Origin of the sequence: Deinococcus aetherius (genome assembly GCF_025997855.1) — a bacterium.
In the GTDB taxonomy this organism is placed as follows: domain Bacteria; phylum Deinococcota; class Deinococci; order Deinococcales; family Deinococcaceae; genus Deinococcus; species Deinococcus aetherius.
The window spans coordinates 520,578-537,297 of the sequence record NZ_AP026562.1 but is presented as its reverse complement, the minus strand read 5'-3'; the positions used below and the strand labels follow the sequence as shown (position 1 = coordinate 537,297).

At 68.2% G+C, this 16,720-nt stretch carries 16 protein-coding genes; 5 read left to right on the top strand and 11 right to left on the bottom strand.

Annotation, left to right across the window (positions count from 1 at the left end; all coding sequences use genetic code 11):
* Positions 1-64: 64 nt before the first annotated feature.
* Positions 65-1,354 (bottom strand): ABC transporter substrate-binding protein, encoded by a 1,290-nt coding sequence (locus tag DAETH_RS22140; protein WP_264778278.1) that lies wholly within the window; start codon positions 1,352-1,354, stop codon positions 65-67.
* A 462-nt stretch (positions 1,355-1,816) separates the two neighbouring features.
* On the opposite strand from DAETH_RS22140, the gene DAETH_RS22135 reads away from it, so the two are divergent.
* Positions 1,817-2,779, top strand: a complete 963-nt coding sequence (locus tag DAETH_RS22135) for an ArsR/SmtB family transcription factor (protein WP_264778277.1) — start codon at positions 1,817-1,819, stop codon at positions 2,777-2,779.
* Between the two features lie 100 nt (positions 2,780-2,879).
* Here the strand turns inward: DAETH_RS22135 and DAETH_RS22130 are convergent, their stop codons facing one another.
* The 8 genes from DAETH_RS22130 to DAETH_RS22095 form a co-directional block, all read right to left on the bottom strand.
* Positions 2,880-5,999, bottom strand: coding sequence for an ExeM/NucH family extracellular endonuclease (locus DAETH_RS22130; RefSeq protein WP_264778276.1), 3,120 nt, complete (start codon positions 5,997-5,999; stop codon positions 2,880-2,882).
* A 230-nt stretch (positions 6,000-6,229) separates the two neighbouring features.
* Positions 6,230-7,096: a carbohydrate ABC transporter permease gene (locus tag DAETH_RS22125; protein WP_264778275.1), complete on the bottom strand. Its 867-nt coding sequence runs from the start codon at positions 7,094-7,096 to the stop codon at positions 6,230-6,232.
* Positions 7,086-8,042, bottom strand: a complete 957-nt coding sequence (locus DAETH_RS22120; RefSeq protein ID WP_264778274.1) for a carbohydrate ABC transporter permease — start codon at positions 8,040-8,042, stop codon at positions 7,086-7,088. The genes DAETH_RS22125 and DAETH_RS22120 overlap by 11 nt, the downstream gene beginning before the upstream one ends.
* A 75-nt stretch (positions 8,043-8,117) precedes the next feature.
* Positions 8,118-9,404: an ABC transporter substrate-binding protein gene (locus tag DAETH_RS22115; RefSeq protein ID WP_264778273.1), complete on the bottom strand. Its 1,287-nt coding sequence runs from the start codon at positions 9,402-9,404 to the stop codon at positions 8,118-8,120.
* A gap of 132 nt (positions 9,405-9,536) precedes the next feature.
* Entirely contained in the window at positions 9,537-10,217 is a 681-nt protein-coding gene (locus DAETH_RS22110) for a glycerophosphodiester phosphodiesterase (protein ID WP_406585126.1), read from the bottom strand.
* Positions 10,218-10,442: 225 nt separating this feature from the next.
* On the bottom strand, positions 10,443-10,910 hold the full coding sequence (locus tag DAETH_RS22105) for a YbjN domain-containing protein (RefSeq protein WP_264778271.1): 468 nt from the start codon (positions 10,908-10,910) through the stop codon (positions 10,443-10,445).
* Positions 10,911-10,915: 5 nt separating this feature from the next.
* Positions 10,916-11,311, bottom strand: coding sequence for a hypothetical protein (locus DAETH_RS22100; protein WP_264778270.1), 396 nt, complete (start codon positions 11,309-11,311; stop codon positions 10,916-10,918).
* Between the two features lie 128 nt (positions 11,312-11,439).
* Positions 11,440-11,589: a hypothetical protein gene (locus tag DAETH_RS22095; protein ID WP_264778269.1), complete on the bottom strand. Its 150-nt coding sequence runs from the start codon at positions 11,587-11,589 to the stop codon at positions 11,440-11,442.
* Positions 11,590-11,631: 42 nt separating this feature from the next.
* Here DAETH_RS22095 and DAETH_RS22090 point away from each other — a divergent pair, with 42 nt between their 5' ends.
* The 3 genes from DAETH_RS22090 (at position 11,632) to DAETH_RS22080 (ending at position 13,257) form a co-directional block, all read left to right on the top strand.
* Positions 11,632-12,000 (top strand): N-acetyltransferase, encoded by a 369-nt coding sequence (locus DAETH_RS22090; protein ID WP_264778268.1) that lies wholly within the window; start codon positions 11,632-11,634, stop codon positions 11,998-12,000.
* A 128-nt stretch (positions 12,001-12,128) separates the two neighbouring features.
* Entirely contained in the window at positions 12,129-12,716 is a 588-nt protein-coding gene (locus DAETH_RS22085; protein WP_264778267.1) for a hypothetical protein, read from the top strand.
* Between the two features lie 79 nt (positions 12,717-12,795).
* On the top strand, positions 12,796-13,257 hold the full coding sequence (locus DAETH_RS22080; RefSeq protein ID WP_264778266.1) for a hypothetical protein: 462 nt from the start codon (positions 12,796-12,798) through the stop codon (positions 13,255-13,257).
* A 240-nt stretch (positions 13,258-13,497) separates the two neighbouring features.
* Here the strand turns inward: DAETH_RS22080 and DAETH_RS22075 are convergent, their stop codons facing one another.
* Both DAETH_RS22075 and DAETH_RS22070 read right to left on the bottom strand, forming a co-directional pair.
* Positions 13,498-13,812 (bottom strand): metal-sensitive transcriptional regulator, encoded by a 315-nt coding sequence (locus DAETH_RS22075; RefSeq protein ID WP_319993760.1) that lies wholly within the window; start codon positions 13,810-13,812, stop codon positions 13,498-13,500.
* Position 13,813: 1 nt separating this feature from the next.
* A complete protein-coding gene (locus DAETH_RS22070) occupies positions 13,814-14,017 on the bottom strand; it encodes a CopZ family metallochaperone (RefSeq protein WP_264778265.1) in 204 nt (67 codons plus the stop codon).
* 152 nt (positions 14,018-14,169) lie between these two features.
* Between DAETH_RS22070 and DAETH_RS22065 the strand changes: the two genes are divergently transcribed.
* On the top strand, positions 14,170-16,677 hold the full coding sequence (locus tag DAETH_RS22065; protein WP_264778264.1) for a heavy metal translocating P-type ATPase: 2,508 nt from the start codon (positions 14,170-14,172) through the stop codon (positions 16,675-16,677).
* Positions 16,678-16,720 lie beyond the last annotated feature (43 nt).

Below are 16,720 nucleotides of genomic sequence, written 5' to 3'. Positions count from 1 at the left end.
AGCGGGCACAACAAAGGCGGCGGCCCCACGCCCCTTTACCTGGGGCGCGGGGCCGCCCGGAGACTCAGGGCTTGGGACGGCCCGCCATCAGCTTGTTGGCCTCGTTCTCGAACATGCTCAGGGCCTTGTCCACGCTGAGCTGTCCCGCGAAGGCGGCGGGCAGGTACTTCGCGGCAATCGCCTCCAGCGGGCCCGCCGCGCCGCTGTACCAGCCGGGCGGGTCATACGTGACGTTGGAGGCCGAGGCCTTGGCATAGTCCGCGTTGGGCTTGAGGGCGTTGTATTGCGCCGAGTTCGCCACCGGGAGGTAGGCGGGGATGTGGCCGCCCTGGCCCCACGTCACCCCGTTCTTCTGCACGTAGGCGATGAAGTCAAGCGCGCCCGCCACATGATCCGCCGGAATGGGGTTCTTGGCGTTGTTGGGGATGGCGAAGCCGTGCGAGTCGCCCCACACGTTCTGCTGATTGCCGTAGAACTTGGGCAGGGGCGCCACTCCGTAGGCGAAGGGCAGCTTCTTCGTCTTGGTGCCGTCCACCATCGTCGGCACCTCCCACACGCCGTTGATCATGAAGGCGGCCTTGCCCGTCGTGAACTGCGCGACCGAGGTGGGGTAGTCGGGGTTTTTCTGGATGTACCCGGCCTTGAACCAGTTCACCATGTCGGTCAGGGCCTTTTTCCCGGCCTCGCCCGCCACGACCTTGTTGTCCTTGACGATCTGCCCGCCCTGCTGGGCGACCATCGACACCCACATGCGCCAGCCCATGTACGAGTTGGGGCCGTTCTCGATGGCGAGGCCGTAGGCACCCGTCTTGTCCTTGACCGCCTTCATCGCGGCGGTGAAGTCGGCGACCGAGTTGATGGGCTTGAGCTTGCCACTGGCGTCGAGCAGCCCAGCTTTCCCGGCGATGTCCTTGTTGTAGTACAGGATCATCGGGTGGGTGTCGAGCGGCACCGCGTAGGTCTTGCCCTGATAGTTCGCGGCCTGCCACAGCTTCGGGAAGAAGTCGGCCTGCTTGAGCCCCGCGGAGGCGAGTTCCTGCGTCGTGATGGGCCGCAGCAGGTTCTCCGGCGCCCAGCCGCTGATGCGCGACAGGTGGAAGGAGATCAGGTCGGGGGCCTGCCCCACCGAGGTGGAGGTACGGACCTTGGTGTAGAAGGGCACGCCCCACGCGAGCACGGTCTGTTGAACCTGGTATTTCTTCTGGCTGTCGTTGTAGCCGTCGATCAGGGTCTTCATGCGCGCGCCGTCGCCGCCGCCCAGGAAGTTCCAGAAGGTGATCTTGGTGGGCTGCTGGGCGAGGGCCGCGCCGCTCATCAGGGCGCCGAGGGTCAGAAGACGGGTCAGTCGGGTCATGGACTCTCCTTTGGTGGGAACGTGAACTTGGGGTCTCGGGAACACGGCGGACGGGGTGCAGGCACTCCTCTCTGACGGGATCAGGAACAGACAGCGTGGGACGACACCGGGAACCGTGACCCTGGTACAGGGCACGGCGGGAAAAGCGGCACAGCAAACCGTGACGGGACTCGCCCGAGGAAGAGGCGGAGAGCCGGTCATCACCTCGGAAAAAGGGACGGGCGAACGAGAGGCCGACGCGAGGTGCCGGAAACCACCAGAGATGAACCCGGCATCAAGGATGTTGTTGTGGCCGGATGCTAGGCCTACCTCTTCGTTCTTGTCAAGTTCAGTCGATAGTATTGGGGCATCCCGGCGACGCGAGGACTGTTTCAGGGCAAAATGACGCGTCTCAGACGAGGTCTAGAGCTTTTCACCCGTATCTCTCCAATTTTTTGCGAAACTTGAGAGAAAGGAGGCTCCATGCCCATCTCCGGTACCCGCACCCTCAAGCTCGACGGTGAGGCGTCGCTGCCCGTGTTGCACGCCCTCGCCAACGACACGCGGCTGCTGATCCTCAGCCTGCTCTCCCACAACGTCATGAACGTCTCGGAACTCACGACCGCCCTGGGGCTCCCGTACGCGACGGTGTTTTTCCACCTCAAGAAACTGGAGGGCGCCGGGCTGCTCCACGTCGAGTACACGCCGGGTACGCGCGGTTCGCAGAAACTGGTGTCCAAACGCTACGACGAGCTGCTCTTCAAGCTTCCCGGCGTGAAGGTCGAGGCGGGCGACGACGTGGTGGAGGTCAGCATGCCGGTGGGCGCGTACCGCCAGGTGGACGCCCGGCCCATGTGCGGCCTGATGTCCGACTCGCGGATGATCGGGCGGGTAGACGACCCGCGCTCCTTTTTCGAGCCCGAACACGTGTTCGCGCAGGTGCTGTGGTTCCGCTCGGGCTTCGTGGACTACGCCTTCCCGAACAACCTCCCCTTCGGCGCGCACGCCACCGAACTCGAACTGTCGATGGAGCTCTGCTCGGAGGCACCCCAGTACAATCTCGACTGGCCCTCGGACATCACCCTTTGGGTGAACGAGGTCGAGGTCGGCACCTGGACCTCGCCGAGTGACTTCGGCGGCGAACGCGGCAAGCTCACGCCCACGTGGTGGTCGGACGACCAGAGCATGTACGGCCTCCTCAAACGCTGGCGGGTGACGCCGGAGGGCTCCTTCCTCGACGACGAGCCGCTCTCGGACGTGAGGCTCGCGGACCTGCGCCCGGAGGACAACAACCACATCGCGGTCCGGCTCGGCGTGAAGGAGGACGCCCGGCACGTCGGCGGGCTCAACCTCTTCGGGCGGCACTGCGGCAACCACCCCCAGGACCTTATGATGCGCACGCGCTACGCCTTCGCGGCCCACGAGAAGCCGTACCGCCTGCGCTGAGGAGGCGCTGAGGAGAGCCGCGCAGAGAACAAAGGCGGAGGCGGCCGGTTCACTGAGAAGACCGGCCGCCTCCGCTGAGTTGGATGGACTCAGGCTGGCGTCACTTCGGGCAGATGTTGAGCGGCGCGGACGAGTTGCGCGGGGCAGCCGGGCTCGCCGTGAAGTCGGCATTCGCGTCGGTGTCTGTGCAGCCCGCACCCGCGCGGTTGAAGCTCGTGGTGCTCGTCAGTCCGGAGTAGGAGACGTAGTCACGGACGTTCGCGTTCGCCCTGTCGGTCACCGCCGTCGTCCCCTCAGCGATCAGGACCTGCCCCGCCGAGCCGCTCATGGGGATGTTGCCCGTCGCGTCGGGAGTCGGCAGGCTCGTGGTGCCGCCCGTGCCTACCATCTCCTGAACGAGGTAATACTGCCCGGGGGCGAGGTTGAAGCTCGTGAGGGGGGTGACCTGCCAGGAGGTGCCGGTCGCGCTCGCGTACTGCACCGAGTACCCGGCGAGGTTCACGGCCTCGCTCCCGGCGTTGAAGATCTCGATGAAGTCGTTCTTGTACACCGAGCCGGAGTTCCCGCCCCCGCCGAAAACCTGGCTGACGACGAGCTTGGCGACGCCGGTGGGAACCGCGTTCACGGTCACGGTCTGCGTGGCGCTCTGAGTCTCACCGTTCGCAGTGCCCGTCACCGTGACGGTGTACGGCCCGGCGGCGGCGAAGGTGTGCGTGGCGCTCGTGGCGGTCGGCGAGAGGGTTTCCTCGGCGGTGCCGTCGCCCCAGTTCACGCGCAGGCTGTCCGGCGTGGGATTCGTGGCGATGCTCAGCGTGTACGCCTGCCCGGCCGTGACGCTCGCCGCGCCCGTGGCGGTGACGCTCAGGGGCTGGCGCACCTCGTCCCGGGTGAGGTTCAGGCCGATCAGCACCGGGTCGTGGTCGCTCGCGCGGAAGGCGTTCGGCTGGTAGAGGTCGGGGGTCGTGCAGGAGCTGCCTGTGCAGTTCGGGTTGTTCTTGAACTCCACGTTGTAGTCGATGAAGGTGGGCTCGTCCGAGTTGATGTGCCACTCGGTGATGCCCGTGACCTGCGTGTCGAGATTCTGGGAGGCGAGCGCGTGGTCGAGGTAGCCGAACTGCCCGCCGAACTGGTACGAGTAGCGGTCCTCGGCCGGAACGCGCTTGTTCTCGCTCACGAAGCCCGCCGCCACGATGGTCTTGATCGGGTCCTCGTCGCCGTAGGCGTTGAAGTCGCCCATCAGGAGGACATCCTGGTCCCCGCTGCGGGTCTTGAGGCGGTCCACGAAGCCCAGGAGCTTCTGCGCCTGCTGCACCCGGAGCTGGTTCCAGCAGCCCTGGCCGGTGTCCACGTCGCCGCTCGTGGGGCAGCTCCCCTTGCTCTTGAGGTGGTTGGCGACGACGGTGAGCACGCCGCCCGTGGTCTTGTCCTGGAAGGTCTGGGCGAGGGGCGGGCGGCTGTAGACGTTGTCCGTGTTGTCGTCCACGACCGGGCTGCCGACCAATGTGACGCGCGCGGGCTTGTAGATCATGGCGACCTTGATCGCGTCCGTGCCGATCACGCCCGTCTGGACCGCCGCGTAGGTGCCCGCGCCGACCGCCTCGTTCAGCCCGCTCACGAGGTCATTCAGGGCCACGTCGCCGTTGTTCTGCACCTCCATCAGGGTCACGATGTCGGCGTCCAGCCCCTTGAGAGACGCGATGACCTTCGCCTTCTGGCGGGCAAACTCATAGGCGCTGTCGGCGCCCCGGTCGGCGCTCGTGAAAGTCGTGAAGTAGTTCAGCACGTTGGCGCCCGCGACCTTGAGCGTGCCGCCAACGTCCTTCGGCTTCTCCAGGCGCGGGTTCTCGTTCACAAAGGCCACGGCCCCGGTCGGCTCGACCTTGAAGGCGTCGTTGGCGTAGCGCAGCACGCCGGTCAGCCCCGTGATGCTGTCCCCGGTGCGGCGGGTGTTCTGCGCGTCGAGGTAAGGCACGGTGGCCGGGTTCTGGCGGCTGCTGCCGTCGTCGAGGACGATGCGCCGGGCGTCGTTCTCGGCCACCGTCGTCGCCACGTTGCCGTTCGTGGGGTTGAACAGTCTCCCGCCCGCCGCGAGCCCGAGTTCACCGTAACGCCCCAGGCCGAAGTTGTCCGTCACGGTCAGCTTCTCGGGGAAGGTGACGAGCATCCCCTCGTAGCGTTCGAGGTCGTTGAAGGGGGCCTTCACTTCCACCGGCTTCACGACCAGGCCGCCCGCGCATTTCGTGAAGTTGCTGAGGGTGTCGAGCTGGGTGGCGGTGTCGGCCTTCCTGTCGCTGCTCGCCTTGAACTCGCGCACCACGCCCGTGAACTGCACGAGGTCGCCGGGCGCGACGTTCTGGGGCGCGGCGCCCGTGAACACGAAGAGGCCGTCGCTCGTCGCCGCGTCGTTGTCACCCTTCGCGTCCTGGAGGAAAAAGCCGCCCAGACCGGTCTGGTAGTCGCCGATCACAACGCCGCGCACGGTCACGCTCTGGCCCACGAGCGCGCTCGCCGCGCCGCTGCCCTGGATCGCGGGAATGGCCGTCAGCGGACCGGCGGCCACGGGGCAGCTCGCCACCGCCGTCAGGGTAACGCTGGCCTTCGCGCCCCCCTCGCTGAGGTTGAAGGTCGTCTGGCCCTGCTGGGTGACCTGCCCGTCGGCGCCGACGCCCTGCACGGTGACGGTCAGGCCGCGCGCCGTGGGAACATTTGCAAATTGGGCGGTGGCCTGCTCGCCCTCGCCCTTGAGGGGCTGGCTGAGGTCGCCGAGCGTGGCCGTGAAGGTGGTGCTTTGCGCCAGCACGGGGGAGGCGGTGACGGTGACGGTGGCGGTCACGCGGGTCAGGGCCGGGGCGGTGAGCGTCTTGCCGCCCGCCGTGTTCAGTTCGGTCTCCGCCCGGTACAGCACCACGGCGCGGTCGGCGTTGTCGAAGGCGCGGATCACCGCCCGGTACTTGGGGTTGCCGTTCGGGAGGTCACCCAGGACGACAGTCGCCTGGCCGTCCTTGGGGGTGGCCGTGAAGGTTCGGGGCGCGTCCAGCTTGCCGCCGCTGAGTTCGACCGTCACGAACTTGACCTCGGGCGCGACCTTGACCTGAAGGGTGGCTTCCTTCTGGGTGAGAGCCTGAACTCCGGTGTCGGTGGCCGAGGCGTCGGGGGCGGGCGTGCCGCTGCACGCGGCGAGCAGCAGGGAGCAGGACAGAGCCAGGATGGACAGACGCATGGTTCTCCTTGGGGGGGCAGGGGTTGGATTGGGGGGTTTTGCAACCGAGGAAGAGGAAAGCACATTTTCGTCACGGGAAGTTCAGGTGGAACACATTCCGCCTAACTCGGCGAGAGCAGGCGACCACGCCGGACACCGTGAGGGAGACGCCACAACGGCGCACGGCACCGCTCCGGGAGATGTGGAGGAGGTGCCGGGCGCCGTGCTCTGCCCCTACGAACGGCGGGACTTCACTTCTCCTGCCCCAGCGCGAAGCCCTTGCTGAACTGCTCCTGAAGCAGAGTGAACACGAGCAGGGGCGGCAGCAGGGTCACGATGGTCCCCGCCATCACCGCGCCCCAGTCGGTCTGCCCGCCCACGTCGATCAGCTTGCGCAGGCCCACCTGCACGACCTGCCGCTCGTCGCTCTGCATGATCACGAGCGGCCAGAGGTACTGGTCCCACACGTACACGAACTGGATGACCGCGAGGGCGCCGATGGTGTTCGCGCTCAGCGGCAACAGCACGTGGCGCAGGAACAGCAGCGGCCCGCACCCGTCGATCCGCGCCGCGTCCGCCAGGGAAGAGGGGATGTTCAGGAAGTGCTGGCGGAACAGGAAGGTCCCCGTCGCCGAGGCCAGGAACGGCACGATGATCGCCAGGTACGAGTTCGCCCACCCCAGCCGCGAGGACACGAGGTCGAAGAGCGCCACGATCAGAAGTTCCGTCGGCAGCATCAGCGTGAACAGGACCAGGGCAAAGGTCAGCGAGCGCAGCGGGAAGCGGAAGTACACGAACGCGAGGGCGGCGAGGACCGACAGGATGGTCTTCCCCACCACGACGGCGATGGTGACGATGAACGAGTTGAGCATGTACCGCCCCAGGTTCGCCTCGGTCCACACCCGCTCCAGGTTGGTGAAAAAGGCCCCGCCGGGAAGCAGGCTGGGGGTGACGACCTGATCGCTCGTCTGGGTGGCCTTGATCAGGGCGAACAGCAGCGGCACCCCGACGAGGAACACTGCCACGAGGAGCGCCGCGTGCGTCAGGGCGTGCGAACGGCGCCTGCGTCCGCTCACGGAGGGCGCCGCCCGCCGGACCTCCACCCGCTCAAGCGCCATAGTGGACCCTCCGGCTGCCGAAGCGGAATTGCAGCAGGGTGATCGCGGCGACGAGCACGAGCATCAGCACGGCCTGGGCCGCCGCGAGGCCGGTGCGGAAGTTACGGAAGGCGTCCTCGTAGAGCTGGTAGATCAGGAAGGTCGTCGCGCCCGCCTGTCCCTGGATCGGCCCGCCGCGCGTCAGGATGTCCACCAGCCCGAAGGAGTCGAACAGGGCGTACACGACGTTCGTGAAGAGCAGGAAAAACGTCATGGGCGAGAGCAGAGGCACGACCACCCGCCAGAAGCTCTGGGCGCCGTTCGCCCCGTCGATCTCGGCGGCCTCCAGCACCTCCTTGGGCAGGTTCGTGAGCGCCGCGAGGTAGAAGACCACATTGTACCCCAGCCCCTTCCACACGGCGGCGGCGGTCACCAGCCCGAAGGCGAGGGTGGGGTCGTCGAGCCAGCGGGGACGGATGCCGAAGAGCGATCCGAGGAGCTGGTTGACGGCGCCGATCTCGGGGTTGAAGAGGAAGAGCCACAGCGTCCCGGCCACCGCCGGGGAGAGCGCGTACGGAAAGATCAGGAGCAGGCGGTAGACTCTCCCCCCACGAATCGGGCGGCTCGCCAGCCACGCGAGGCCGAGGCCGAGCCCCAGCCCCAGCACCACGACGAGCGCCACGAAGCCGAGGGTCTGCCCCACGACCTGCCGGTAGACCGGGCTGCTCAGGAGTTCGGTGAAGTTCGACAGGCCCACGAACTGCTGGGTGCCCAGGACGATGTTGCTGCGGTAGGCGCTCAACTTCAGCGTCTGGGCGGCGGGCAGGTACAGGAAGAGGGCGAGGACGGCCAGCGTGGGCGCGAGAAAGAGCCACGGCAGCACCCGGCCGCGAAAGGCGGGGGCGGCCTCGGTCTCGCGGACGGGGGGGGCCGCCTCGGCGGGAGGTGTGGTCGGAAGGGCGGTCATGGGTCCTCCGGGGGCGGCAAGGCGAACCGCGCGGCGCACCCCCGCCGGACGGGGGGCGCGCCACGCGGGCGGGCTTCAGCGGAAGTTGGAGTTGTACTCGCGCAGCGCGGCGTCCACGCGGGCCTTGGTGTCCTTCATCGCGGCGTCCACGCCCGTGCCGCCGAGCACCTTCTGGAGGCCTTCTTCCACGATCTTGCGGGTCTGGATGGCGGTGCCGTTCAGGGCCCCCGCCGAGGCGACGTTCGGCGTCGTGCGCAGGAGCTGGTTGAAGGCGACGAGTTGCAGCGGCGTCTGCTTGAACCAGCCCTGCTTGCGCAGGAGGGCGATGGAGGAGTTGCGCACCGGGTAGTAGCCCGTGAGCTTGTGCCAGTCGGCCATGTTCGCCGTGTTCGTCATGTACAGGGCGAAGTCGAGGGCGGCCTCTGCCTGGGGCCGGGGGATGTTCTTGGCGATCCACAGGCTCGCGCCGCCGATCACCACCCCATTGCGCTTCACCCCGTCGGGGATGGGCAGCACGCCGATCCCGAGCTGAAAACCCGCCTTCTTGGCCGAGTCGCTCACGTTGCCGATGTCGGCGGTGGAGTTGATATTGAACACGGCCTTCTGGTTGCTGAAGATCGCGTTGCCGCCGTCGGTGTCGGCGAGCTTGCCCGTGTAGGTGTAGTACCCCTTGTCGTTCACGTCCTTCATGAATTGGAAGATGTTGCGGGCGGCCGGGGAGTCGAGGTTGCTCTCGGTCGCGCGGCCCTGGCGCCCGTTGCCGTTGTTCACGAGCTGCGCGCCCTGCTCGCTCATCCACTGCTCCACGAACCAGCCGTACAGCGCCGCGCTCAGGCACTTGGCGTCGAGGTTCGCCGCCTTGATCTTCTCGCAGGCCTGGAGGAGTTCGCCGAAGGTGGCGGGGGGCCGGGTGACATCCAGGCCCGCCTTGCGCATCAGGTTCTTGTTGAAGTACAGCACCGGGCTCGACGAGTTGAAGGGCAGCGAGTTCACCTTGCCGCCAATCGTGTAGTAGTTGATCACCGGCTTGATGTAGTCGCTGAAGTCCACGGCCTTGATGCCGCTGACGGGCTGAAACACCCCCGAGTCGAGGGCGAGCTGGCTGCCGACCTCGAAGATCTGCACCAGGGCGGGCGGCTTGCCCTGCCGGGCGGCGAGGATGGTCGCCTGGAGGGAGTCGTTGTATCCGCCCTTGTATGCGGGCACCACCTTCACGTTCGGGTGCGTCTTGTTGTACTCGTCCGCGCGGGCCTGAATCCACCCGGCGCGCTTGGCGTCCCCGAACGAGTGCCAGAAGTCCACCGTCACGGTCTGGGCGGAGGCCGTGCCTAACAGGGCGAGCGTGAGCGTCAGCTTTTTCATGAGTCCTCCCGAGGAGTGAGCGTACGGCGTCGGGGTCAGGGGCCCGTCACACGGGGCGCCGGGCCGTCTGCCGCGCCCACGCCCCATGCCGGGACCGAGATTGAGATTCGTGAGCGCAGCATACCACCCGCTTCAGCGCGCGGCGAGCAACACCTCCGGCACGTCCCCGATCAACCCGTCCACCCCGAGGTCCACGAGGCGCCGCGCGAGGTCCGGGTCGTTCACCGTCCACACGTTGACCCGCCAGCCCCGCCCCCGGGCCGTCTCCATCAACGCGGGCGTGACGAGGGTGCGGCGCGGGTGCAGGGCGCTCACCCCGAGCCGGGCGGCGACCAGGGGCGCCACCCCCGGAGCGCGGTCGAACAGAAAGCCGCGCTCGACCCCTGGCGCCGTCCTCCGCAGGGCGGCGAGGAAGAGGGGGTTGAAGCTCGACACGATGGTGGAACCGAGCAGGCCGTGCCGCCTCAGCAACCCGGCGGTGCGGGCCACCCGGTCGTCGGGGAGGGCGGACTCGTACTTGAGTTCCACGTTGAGGTACGCGCCCGTGTCTGCCGCCCAGCCGCAGACCTCCTCCAGCGTGGGCACGGGATGGGGGGCGAGCTGCGCCCGGTTCAGGTCCGCCAGTCTCCGCCCGTCGAAGAGCCGCTCGTCGTGGTGGACCACCAGCGTGCCGTCCGCGAGGCGCCGCACGTCGAGTTCCACGCCGTCGAGCCCGGCGTCGAGGGCTGCCTGGAAACTCGCCAGGGTGTTCTCACGGTGCCGCCGGGGAGAGCCCCGGTGGCCGAGCAGGAGGGGAAGGGTCATGCCCGGCATCGTACCGGGCCGGGGGTAACGGTGCGTGCTCGGGGCCGCCGTACCCGTGAGTCACCGTCCCCGGATTTCCCAACGGCGGGCGAGGATGGACGGTCCTGCCAAAGAGCCGGCAAAATCGGGGCGGAGCCCACCTCAGGCGGCGGGGAGCGCCGGGAACAGAAGGCTCACTCCAGCAGCACGAAGGAGCGGGGCTCCCGCAGGAACCCCGCCCTGGAAGGGGACGTGTCAGTAGATCGTGTTCGTGAATTCGTCGTACTCGGTCTTGTACGCGTCGAACCACGCGAGGAAGTTGGCGGCGGTGAAACCGCCCGTCAGGACGTAGGAGGCGTCGAGGTACACGGAGCCGTCCTTCTCCTCGTAGGCCTGGCTGTACCACTTGGCGTTCCAGGCGGTGATCTTGGCGGCGAGGTCGTCGGCCTTGCTGGGGCGCTCGAAGCCGTTCGTGGTGCTCAGGCGCTTGCACACCCCGTCCTTGCAGCCCGTGAAGTACAGGTAGAACGAGTTGCCCTCAGATTTCACGGTGATGGAGGGCGAGGTCTTGTCGTCGCCGGGCTTGAATTCGGGCTTGTAGCCCTCGTTTTTCAGCAGGTCCACGATGGCCGAGGGCTTCGCGTCGAGGATCGTGGGCGTGGTGGGCGCGGCGAGGCTGGTCGCGGCGGCGGACAGGGCGATCAGGGCAAGGAGAGTTTTCATGTTCGTCACTTCACTTCCACGAGTTCGAGCTTGACGGTCTTCGTGCCGATCTTCACCAGCGCCGCCTCCTTCTCCTGGGCGAGGTTGCGGTCCACCCAGTCGCCCGCGCTCACGTCCTCGTCGCCGTCGTTGTCCTGCACCGCGTAGATCGCGTAGTCCACGTCGTCGAGGTCCCCCAGGGTGAAGGTGGTGGTCGCGCCCGTGCTCTCGACGACCATGCCCTTCACGTCGTCCGAGTCGCAGTCCCCTTTCGGGCAGGCGATGACCACCGTGTCCTTGAGGGAGTGCCCGCCCGCCGCCGTGATCGTCCCGCTGATGGTGCGGGCGGCGGGGACGGCTCCGGCGCCGAGGGTGAGGGTGAGGCCGAGCAGGGCGGTCAGGGTGCGGGTCGTTCGGTTCATGGGGTCCTCCGTCGCCTTTAGGCGTGCCCGCAGCGTACGGGGCAGCGGATGATTGGAGGATGACGCGGCCCCAGGGGGAAGGGGCACCCCCCCGCGCGAAGGGCGTGCCCCCTGTGAATGCCCGCTCCTCAGCGCCGCGCGAGTTCGCCGGAGAGGTGCTCGATGCAGTCGTCGATGCTGGCGAAGTGCCGCCGCTCGCCGTCGGTCCCCTCGCGCGGGGACGCCCGCCAGTGCCGCCGCCGCGTCGGGGCCTCCCCCTCGTACCACACGCGCAGCACGTAGACACGCCCACCACGCGGGGTCTCCCCTTCCTGCTCCGCTTGGTCCCACGCCTGACCGCCACCGCCCCTGCCTGGCGGGACCGGGCGGCGCTCGCGGCGAGCTACGAGAACCTGTTCCGGGGCGTCTTCCACGGGCCCGAGGAGGGGTCGGCGGTCCTGACCCGCGCAGGACGAGGGGGAGGAGCCGCTCGGCTTCACCCTGCTGTACCGGAAGCCTGGGGAGCGGAGCGCCTTCGGCAAGAACCTTGCCGTGGCCGGGGGGCGGAGGGCCGGGGCGTCGGCCGCTTCCTGATGGACGCCGCCAAGGTGAAGTCGAAAACGTCCCGGAACAACACCCGGGCGCGGGCCTTCTCCGAACGGGCCGGATTCAGGGAGGACCACGTGGCCCTGGTGCGCCGCCTGGAATGACCGGGGGCGGCGGCAAGAGGGGAAAAGCGCGGGCGTAAGGCGCTCCCCCATCGTGTGTCTGCGGTTCGCCACGGACGGCCGACCCCGCTGCCATCCGCCGACCATGCCGGGCCGGGTAGGTTGACTCCATGCCCCTGAACCCGAATCACCTTCCCGTGCCCGACTTCCTCGTCACCCCGCACTTCACGCTGCGCCGCCAGCGGCCGGAGGACAACGCCCTCGACTACGAGGCCGTCATGGACTCCAGGCACGAGTTGCGCGTCTGGAGCGACTCCGAGTGGCCCGAGGACAGCTTCACCCCGCAGGCCAACCTCGAAGACCTGCACATGCACATCGGCGAGCACGACCGGGACGAGGCTTACGGCTTCAGCGTCTTCACGCCGGATGAGCGGACGCTGCTGGGCTCGCTCTACCTCAGCGAGGTGGCGCCCTTCCTGGACAGTTACCACGTGAGTGATGCCGAGCGGGAGGTGCTCGCGCGGGCCGGGGTGCGGGTGGAGTCCTGGCTGCGGCGCGGCACGACCGAGGCCCTCGAGCGGGAGTTCCTGGAGGCGGTGCGCCGCTGGCTGGCGGAGGCCTGGTGGTTCGAGGGGGTGGTGTACGGCTCCCGGCGCGGAGCGGAGGCCCAGCGGGCCGTCTACGAGGCGGCGGGACTGCGGGAGATCGCGTACCTGACCTCCAGGGACGGCGCGCGGCGCTTCCATTTCCACGGGTGAGGGGGCGAGCGCGGCCCGCCGCGAGGCGCCCGTACCCCGGAGAGGGCGGCCTGGCTGTGGCCCATGAGCCCTCCACCCCATGACCCCGCCCTTGGCCCCTCCTCCTGACGCTCAGGCCGGAATCCCCGGTCGCGGGTGTCCGAACGCCGACAGGCGTCAAAGCAGCCCGAGGGCCCGCGCCTGGAGGGCGGCCCGGGTCCGGTCGCGCACCCCGAGCTTGCCCAGCACGCTCGTCCCACCCCAGCGACAGGACCCGGGTGGCCTGGCTGAGCACGAGGAGCAGGAGCAGGGTGTTGCCGACCCCGATACCGCCGAGCGCCATCAGCTCCATGCCGAGCAGATGCTGCGTGCCCAGGTACACCAGTCCCCGGGCGACGCCGCCCCGGCACTGCACCGCCGCGAAGCCGACGATGGCGACCAGGACGTACAGGGCGCCGAGCCCGGCGAGCAGGGCACGCTGAGCATCAGGGCGCAGGTCAGGACGAACAGGGCCGCCATCAGGGCCCCGTTGCCCCCGAAGCGCAGCGAGGGAAGTCTCTAGACGGTGGCGAGCGGCTGGGCACGGTCCTGACTCATCCTGTCCCCCCTTCAGGGTACCCCGTGCGGGCGGAGGCGTGGCCCGCCCGGCGGCGCAGCCACTCCCCACGACCCGGGAGTGGGGCAGCGGACGGAGCGGACCTCTCCGGCCAGCGTACGTAATCCGCTCCCCCGACCGGGGAACAGCGCCCGAAGAACGCGGTGGGCAGCCAGGTTGACCGCCCACCGGTCCAAGCTCCGCCGTTCAGGTGTACTTGAGGGCTTCCATCAGTTCCTCGACGATCTCCACACTGTCCCCCCGGGTGGAGGCGGTGGCGACGTGGGCTTCGAGGTGGCCGCGCAGCACGACCTCCCCCGCGCCCGAGAGCGCCCCCTGCACCGCCTTGATCTGCCGCAACACGTCCACACAGTAAGCATCCTCCTGCTCCAGCATCGTCACGATGCTGTCGAGGTGCCCCCGGGCAATCTTCAGGCGCCGGGCAGCGCGCTTGCGGGCGTCCTCGGGCATACACAGGTGATGCCCCATGTGAGCGGCAGGCTCGGTCTTGGCTTGGGTCATGTCAACCGCGCACCTGAGCCCCGTAGCCCTCTTCGGCCACAGCGGCGATCAGCGCCTGGGGGTCAGCCTCGCCCTGCACCGTCGCCGTGCCGCCTTGCAGGTCCACACGCACATCCTGCACCCCGGGCACGCTCTTCAGGGCGCCGGTGACCGCCTTCTCGCAGTGGCCGCAGCTCATTCCGGTAACCGTCAGTTCCGTCGTCATGGCAGAAGGATACAGCCCCCCCGGGAGGGTTTCAAGGGGAAGCGACGGACTTGGCTTTCACTCTCCCTCAACGACCGAGAAAAGACTTGCCTTGCCCGACCTCTTGGCCTATGCTCTTTCCATGATCCCCCCCGGGGGGATAGGAGGCAGAGATGAGCAAGACCATCGAACTCGGCGTGCAGGGGATGACCTGCGCCAGTTGCGTCGGAAGAGTCGAGCGGGGCCTGAGCAAGGTGGAGGGCGTCGAGCAGGCCAGCGTGAACCTCGCCACTGAGCGTGCCACTGTCACGTATGACCCGGAGCAGATCGGCCCTGAAGTGCTGATTGCCAAGGTCAAGGACGTGGGCTACGAGCCCGTCGTGGGCGAGATCGAACTGGGCGTGCAGGGGATGACCTGCGCGAGTTGTGTCGGCCGGGTGGAACGGGCCCTCAGGAAGGTGGACGGGGTGCTGGACGCCAGCGTCAACCTCGCCACTGAGCGCGCCAGCGTCCGTTACCTGCCGTCGAGCGTCAGCGCTGGGCAGCTCAAGGCAGCGGTGCGGGGCGCCGGGTATGGGGTGCTGGAGAGCCAGGCTGGGCAGGACCGCAGTGATCAGGAACGCGAGGCCCGGGAACGGGAAGTCCAGGGGTTACGCCGGGCCGTGACCTTCAGCGCCCTGTTCGCCGTGCCCCTGCTGATCCTGGCGATGCTCCCGATGCTCTTTGCGCCCTTCGGCATGTGGCTCCACGAGCGGGTGAGCATGGCCGCCCTGAACTGGATCATGCTCGCCCTCGCAGCCCCGGTTCAGTTCGGCCCCGGGCTGCGCTTCTACCGCCTGGGCTGGAAGAGCCTGAGGCACCGCTCGCCCGACATGAACGCCTTGGTGATGATCGGCACCTCGGCGGCTTTCCTCTACTCGCTCGTCGCCACAGTTGCCCCGCAGGTCTTCCCCCGGGGGACAGCTCACGTGTACTACGAGGCGTCGGCGGTCGTCATCACCCTGATCCTGCTGGGCAAGTATTTCGAGGCCATCGCCAAGGGCCGCTCCAGCGAGGCGATGAAGAAGCTGCTAAGTCTCCAAGCCAAAACGGCGCGGGTGGTCCGTGGGGGACAGGAACTCGAACTCCCGGTGGACGAGGTCCTGATCGGTGACCTGATCTCGGTGCGCCCCGGCGAGAAGGTGCCCGTGGACGGCGAGGTCGTCTCCGGCAACTCCTTCGTGGACGAGAGTATGATTACCGGCGAGCCTGTTCCTGTCGTCAAGCAGACAGGTGCAGCGGTCGTGGGCGGAACCATCAACCAGAACGGCGTCTTCAGTTTCAAGGCAACTCGCATCGGCGCGGATACGGCCCTCGCGCAGATCATCAAGCTCGTCGAGACGGCTCAGGGCTCCAAGCCCCCCATTCAGGGCCTGGCGGACAAGGTGGTGAGCGTCTTCGTCCCTATCGTGTTCGGCATCGCCGCGCTGACCTTCCTGATCTGGCTGCTGGTGGGCGGGCAGCAGGCCCTCAGCTTCGCCCTGGTGAACACCGTCGCCGTGCTGATCATCGCCTGCCCCTGCGCGATGGGCCTCGCCACCCCGACAAGCATCATGGTCGGCACCGGCAAGGCCGCCGAACTCGGCGTGCTCTTCCGCAACGGCGCGGCGCTCGAAGGACTTCAGGGCGTGAACGTGGTCGCCGTGGATAAGACGGGCACCCTGACCAAGGGGAGGCCCGAACTCACCGATCTGGTGACCACCCCCGGCTTCGACCGTGCGGAAGTGCTGCAACTGGTCGCGGCGGCGGAAGAACAGAGCGAGCACCCCATCGCCCGCGCCATCGTGGACGCGGCGAAGAAGCAGGGCGTCCCCATCCTCCTGCCTGAGAGCTTCGAGGCCATCCCCGGGTACGGGCTGGAGGCTCGCGTGCAGGGCCATCTGGTTCAGGTCGGGGCTGACCGCTACATGGAGCGGCTGGGCCTGAGTGTCGCCCCCTTCGCTGCCCAGGCCAAGCGGCTGGGCGACGAGGGCAAGAGCCCGCTGTACGCGGCCATCGACGGGCAGCTCGCCGCCGTCATCGCGGTGGCCGACCCCATCAAGGAGGGCAGCCCGGAGGCGGTGAAGCGCCTTCACCGCCAGGGCCTCAAGGTCGCCATGATCACCGGTGACAATGCCCGCACCGCCAACGCCATCGCCCGACAGGTCGGCATCGACGAAGTGCTGGCCGAGGTGTTGCCCAGCGGCAAGAGTGACGCGGTGAAGGAACTTCAGGGCAAGGGGGACAGGGTGGCCTTTGTGGGAGACGGCATCAACGACGCCCCGGCGCTCGCGCAGGCGGACGTGGGCCTCGCCATCGGCACGGGCACGGACGTGGCCGTGGAGACCGCCGACGTGATCCTGATGAGCGGGGACCTGCGGGGGGTGCCGAACGCCCTGGCGCTCAGCCGCGCCACACTGCGGAACATCAAGCTCAACCTGTTCTGGGCCTTCGCGTACAACATCGTGCTGATCCCGGTCGCGGCGGGCGTGCTGTACCCCGCCTTCGGCTGGCTGCTCAGCCCGGTGCTGGCGGCGGCGGCGATGGGCTTTTCCAGTGTCTTCGTGCTCAGCAACGCCCTGCGCCTGCGCTCCTTCCGCCCACCTGTTCGCCCCGATGCTGTCCCGGCAGCCTCACAGGTTGCCGTCGCCCACTTCCCCTGAATCGGGCCTCCAGTCGGCTTCATCCACAGACGAAACGCCGCCT

Bases quoted from the DNA above. Each gene is read 5' to 3' on its own strand.
- DAETH_RS22130 (WP_264778276.1), bottom strand. From the start codon at position 5,999: ATGCGTCTGTCCATCCTGGCTCTGTCCTGCTCCCTGCTGCTCGCCGCG.
- DAETH_RS22085 (WP_264778267.1), top strand. From the start codon at position 12,129: ATGCCCCTGAACCCGAATCACCTTCCCGTGCCCGACTTCCTCGTCACC.
- DAETH_RS22115 (WP_264778273.1), bottom strand. From the start codon at position 9,404: ATGAAAAAGCTGACGCTCACGCTCGCCCTGTTAGGCACGGCCTCCGCC.
- DAETH_RS22120 (WP_264778274.1), bottom strand. From the start codon at position 8,042: ATGACCGCCCTTCCGACCACACCTCCCGCCGAGGCGGCCCCCCCCGTC.
- DAETH_RS22100 (WP_264778270.1), bottom strand. From the start codon at position 11,311: ATGAACCGAACGACCCGCACCCTGACCGCCCTGCTCGGCCTCACCCTC.
- DAETH_RS22135 (WP_264778277.1), top strand. From the start codon at position 1,817: ATGCCCATCTCCGGTACCCGCACCCTCAAGCTCGACGGTGAGGCGTCG.
- DAETH_RS22080 (WP_264778266.1), top strand. From the start codon at position 12,796: ATGACCCCGCCCTTGGCCCCTCCTCCTGACGCTCAGGCCGGAATCCCC.
- DAETH_RS22070 (WP_264778265.1), bottom strand. From the start codon at position 14,017: ATGACGACGGAACTGACGGTTACCGGAATGAGCTGCGGCCACTGCGAG.
- DAETH_RS22125 (WP_264778275.1), bottom strand. From the start codon at position 7,096: ATGGCGCTTGAGCGGGTGGAGGTCCGGCGGGCGGCGCCCTCCGTGAGC.
- DAETH_RS22110 (WP_406585126.1), bottom strand. From the start codon at position 10,217: ATGCCGGGCATGACCCTTCCCCTCCTGCTCGGCCACCGGGGCTCTCCC.
- DAETH_RS22105 (WP_264778271.1), bottom strand. From the start codon at position 10,910: ATGAAAACTCTCCTTGCCCTGATCGCCCTGTCCGCCGCCGCGACCAGC.
- DAETH_RS22065 (WP_264778264.1), top strand. From the start codon at position 14,170: ATGAGCAAGACCATCGAACTCGGCGTGCAGGGGATGACCTGCGCCAGT.
- DAETH_RS22075 (WP_319993760.1), bottom strand. From the start codon at position 13,812: ATGACCCAAGCCAAGACCGAGCCTGCCGCTCACATGGGGCATCACCTG.
- DAETH_RS22140 (WP_264778278.1), bottom strand. From the start codon at position 1,354: ATGACCCGACTGACCCGTCTTCTGACCCTCGGCGCCCTGATGAGCGGC.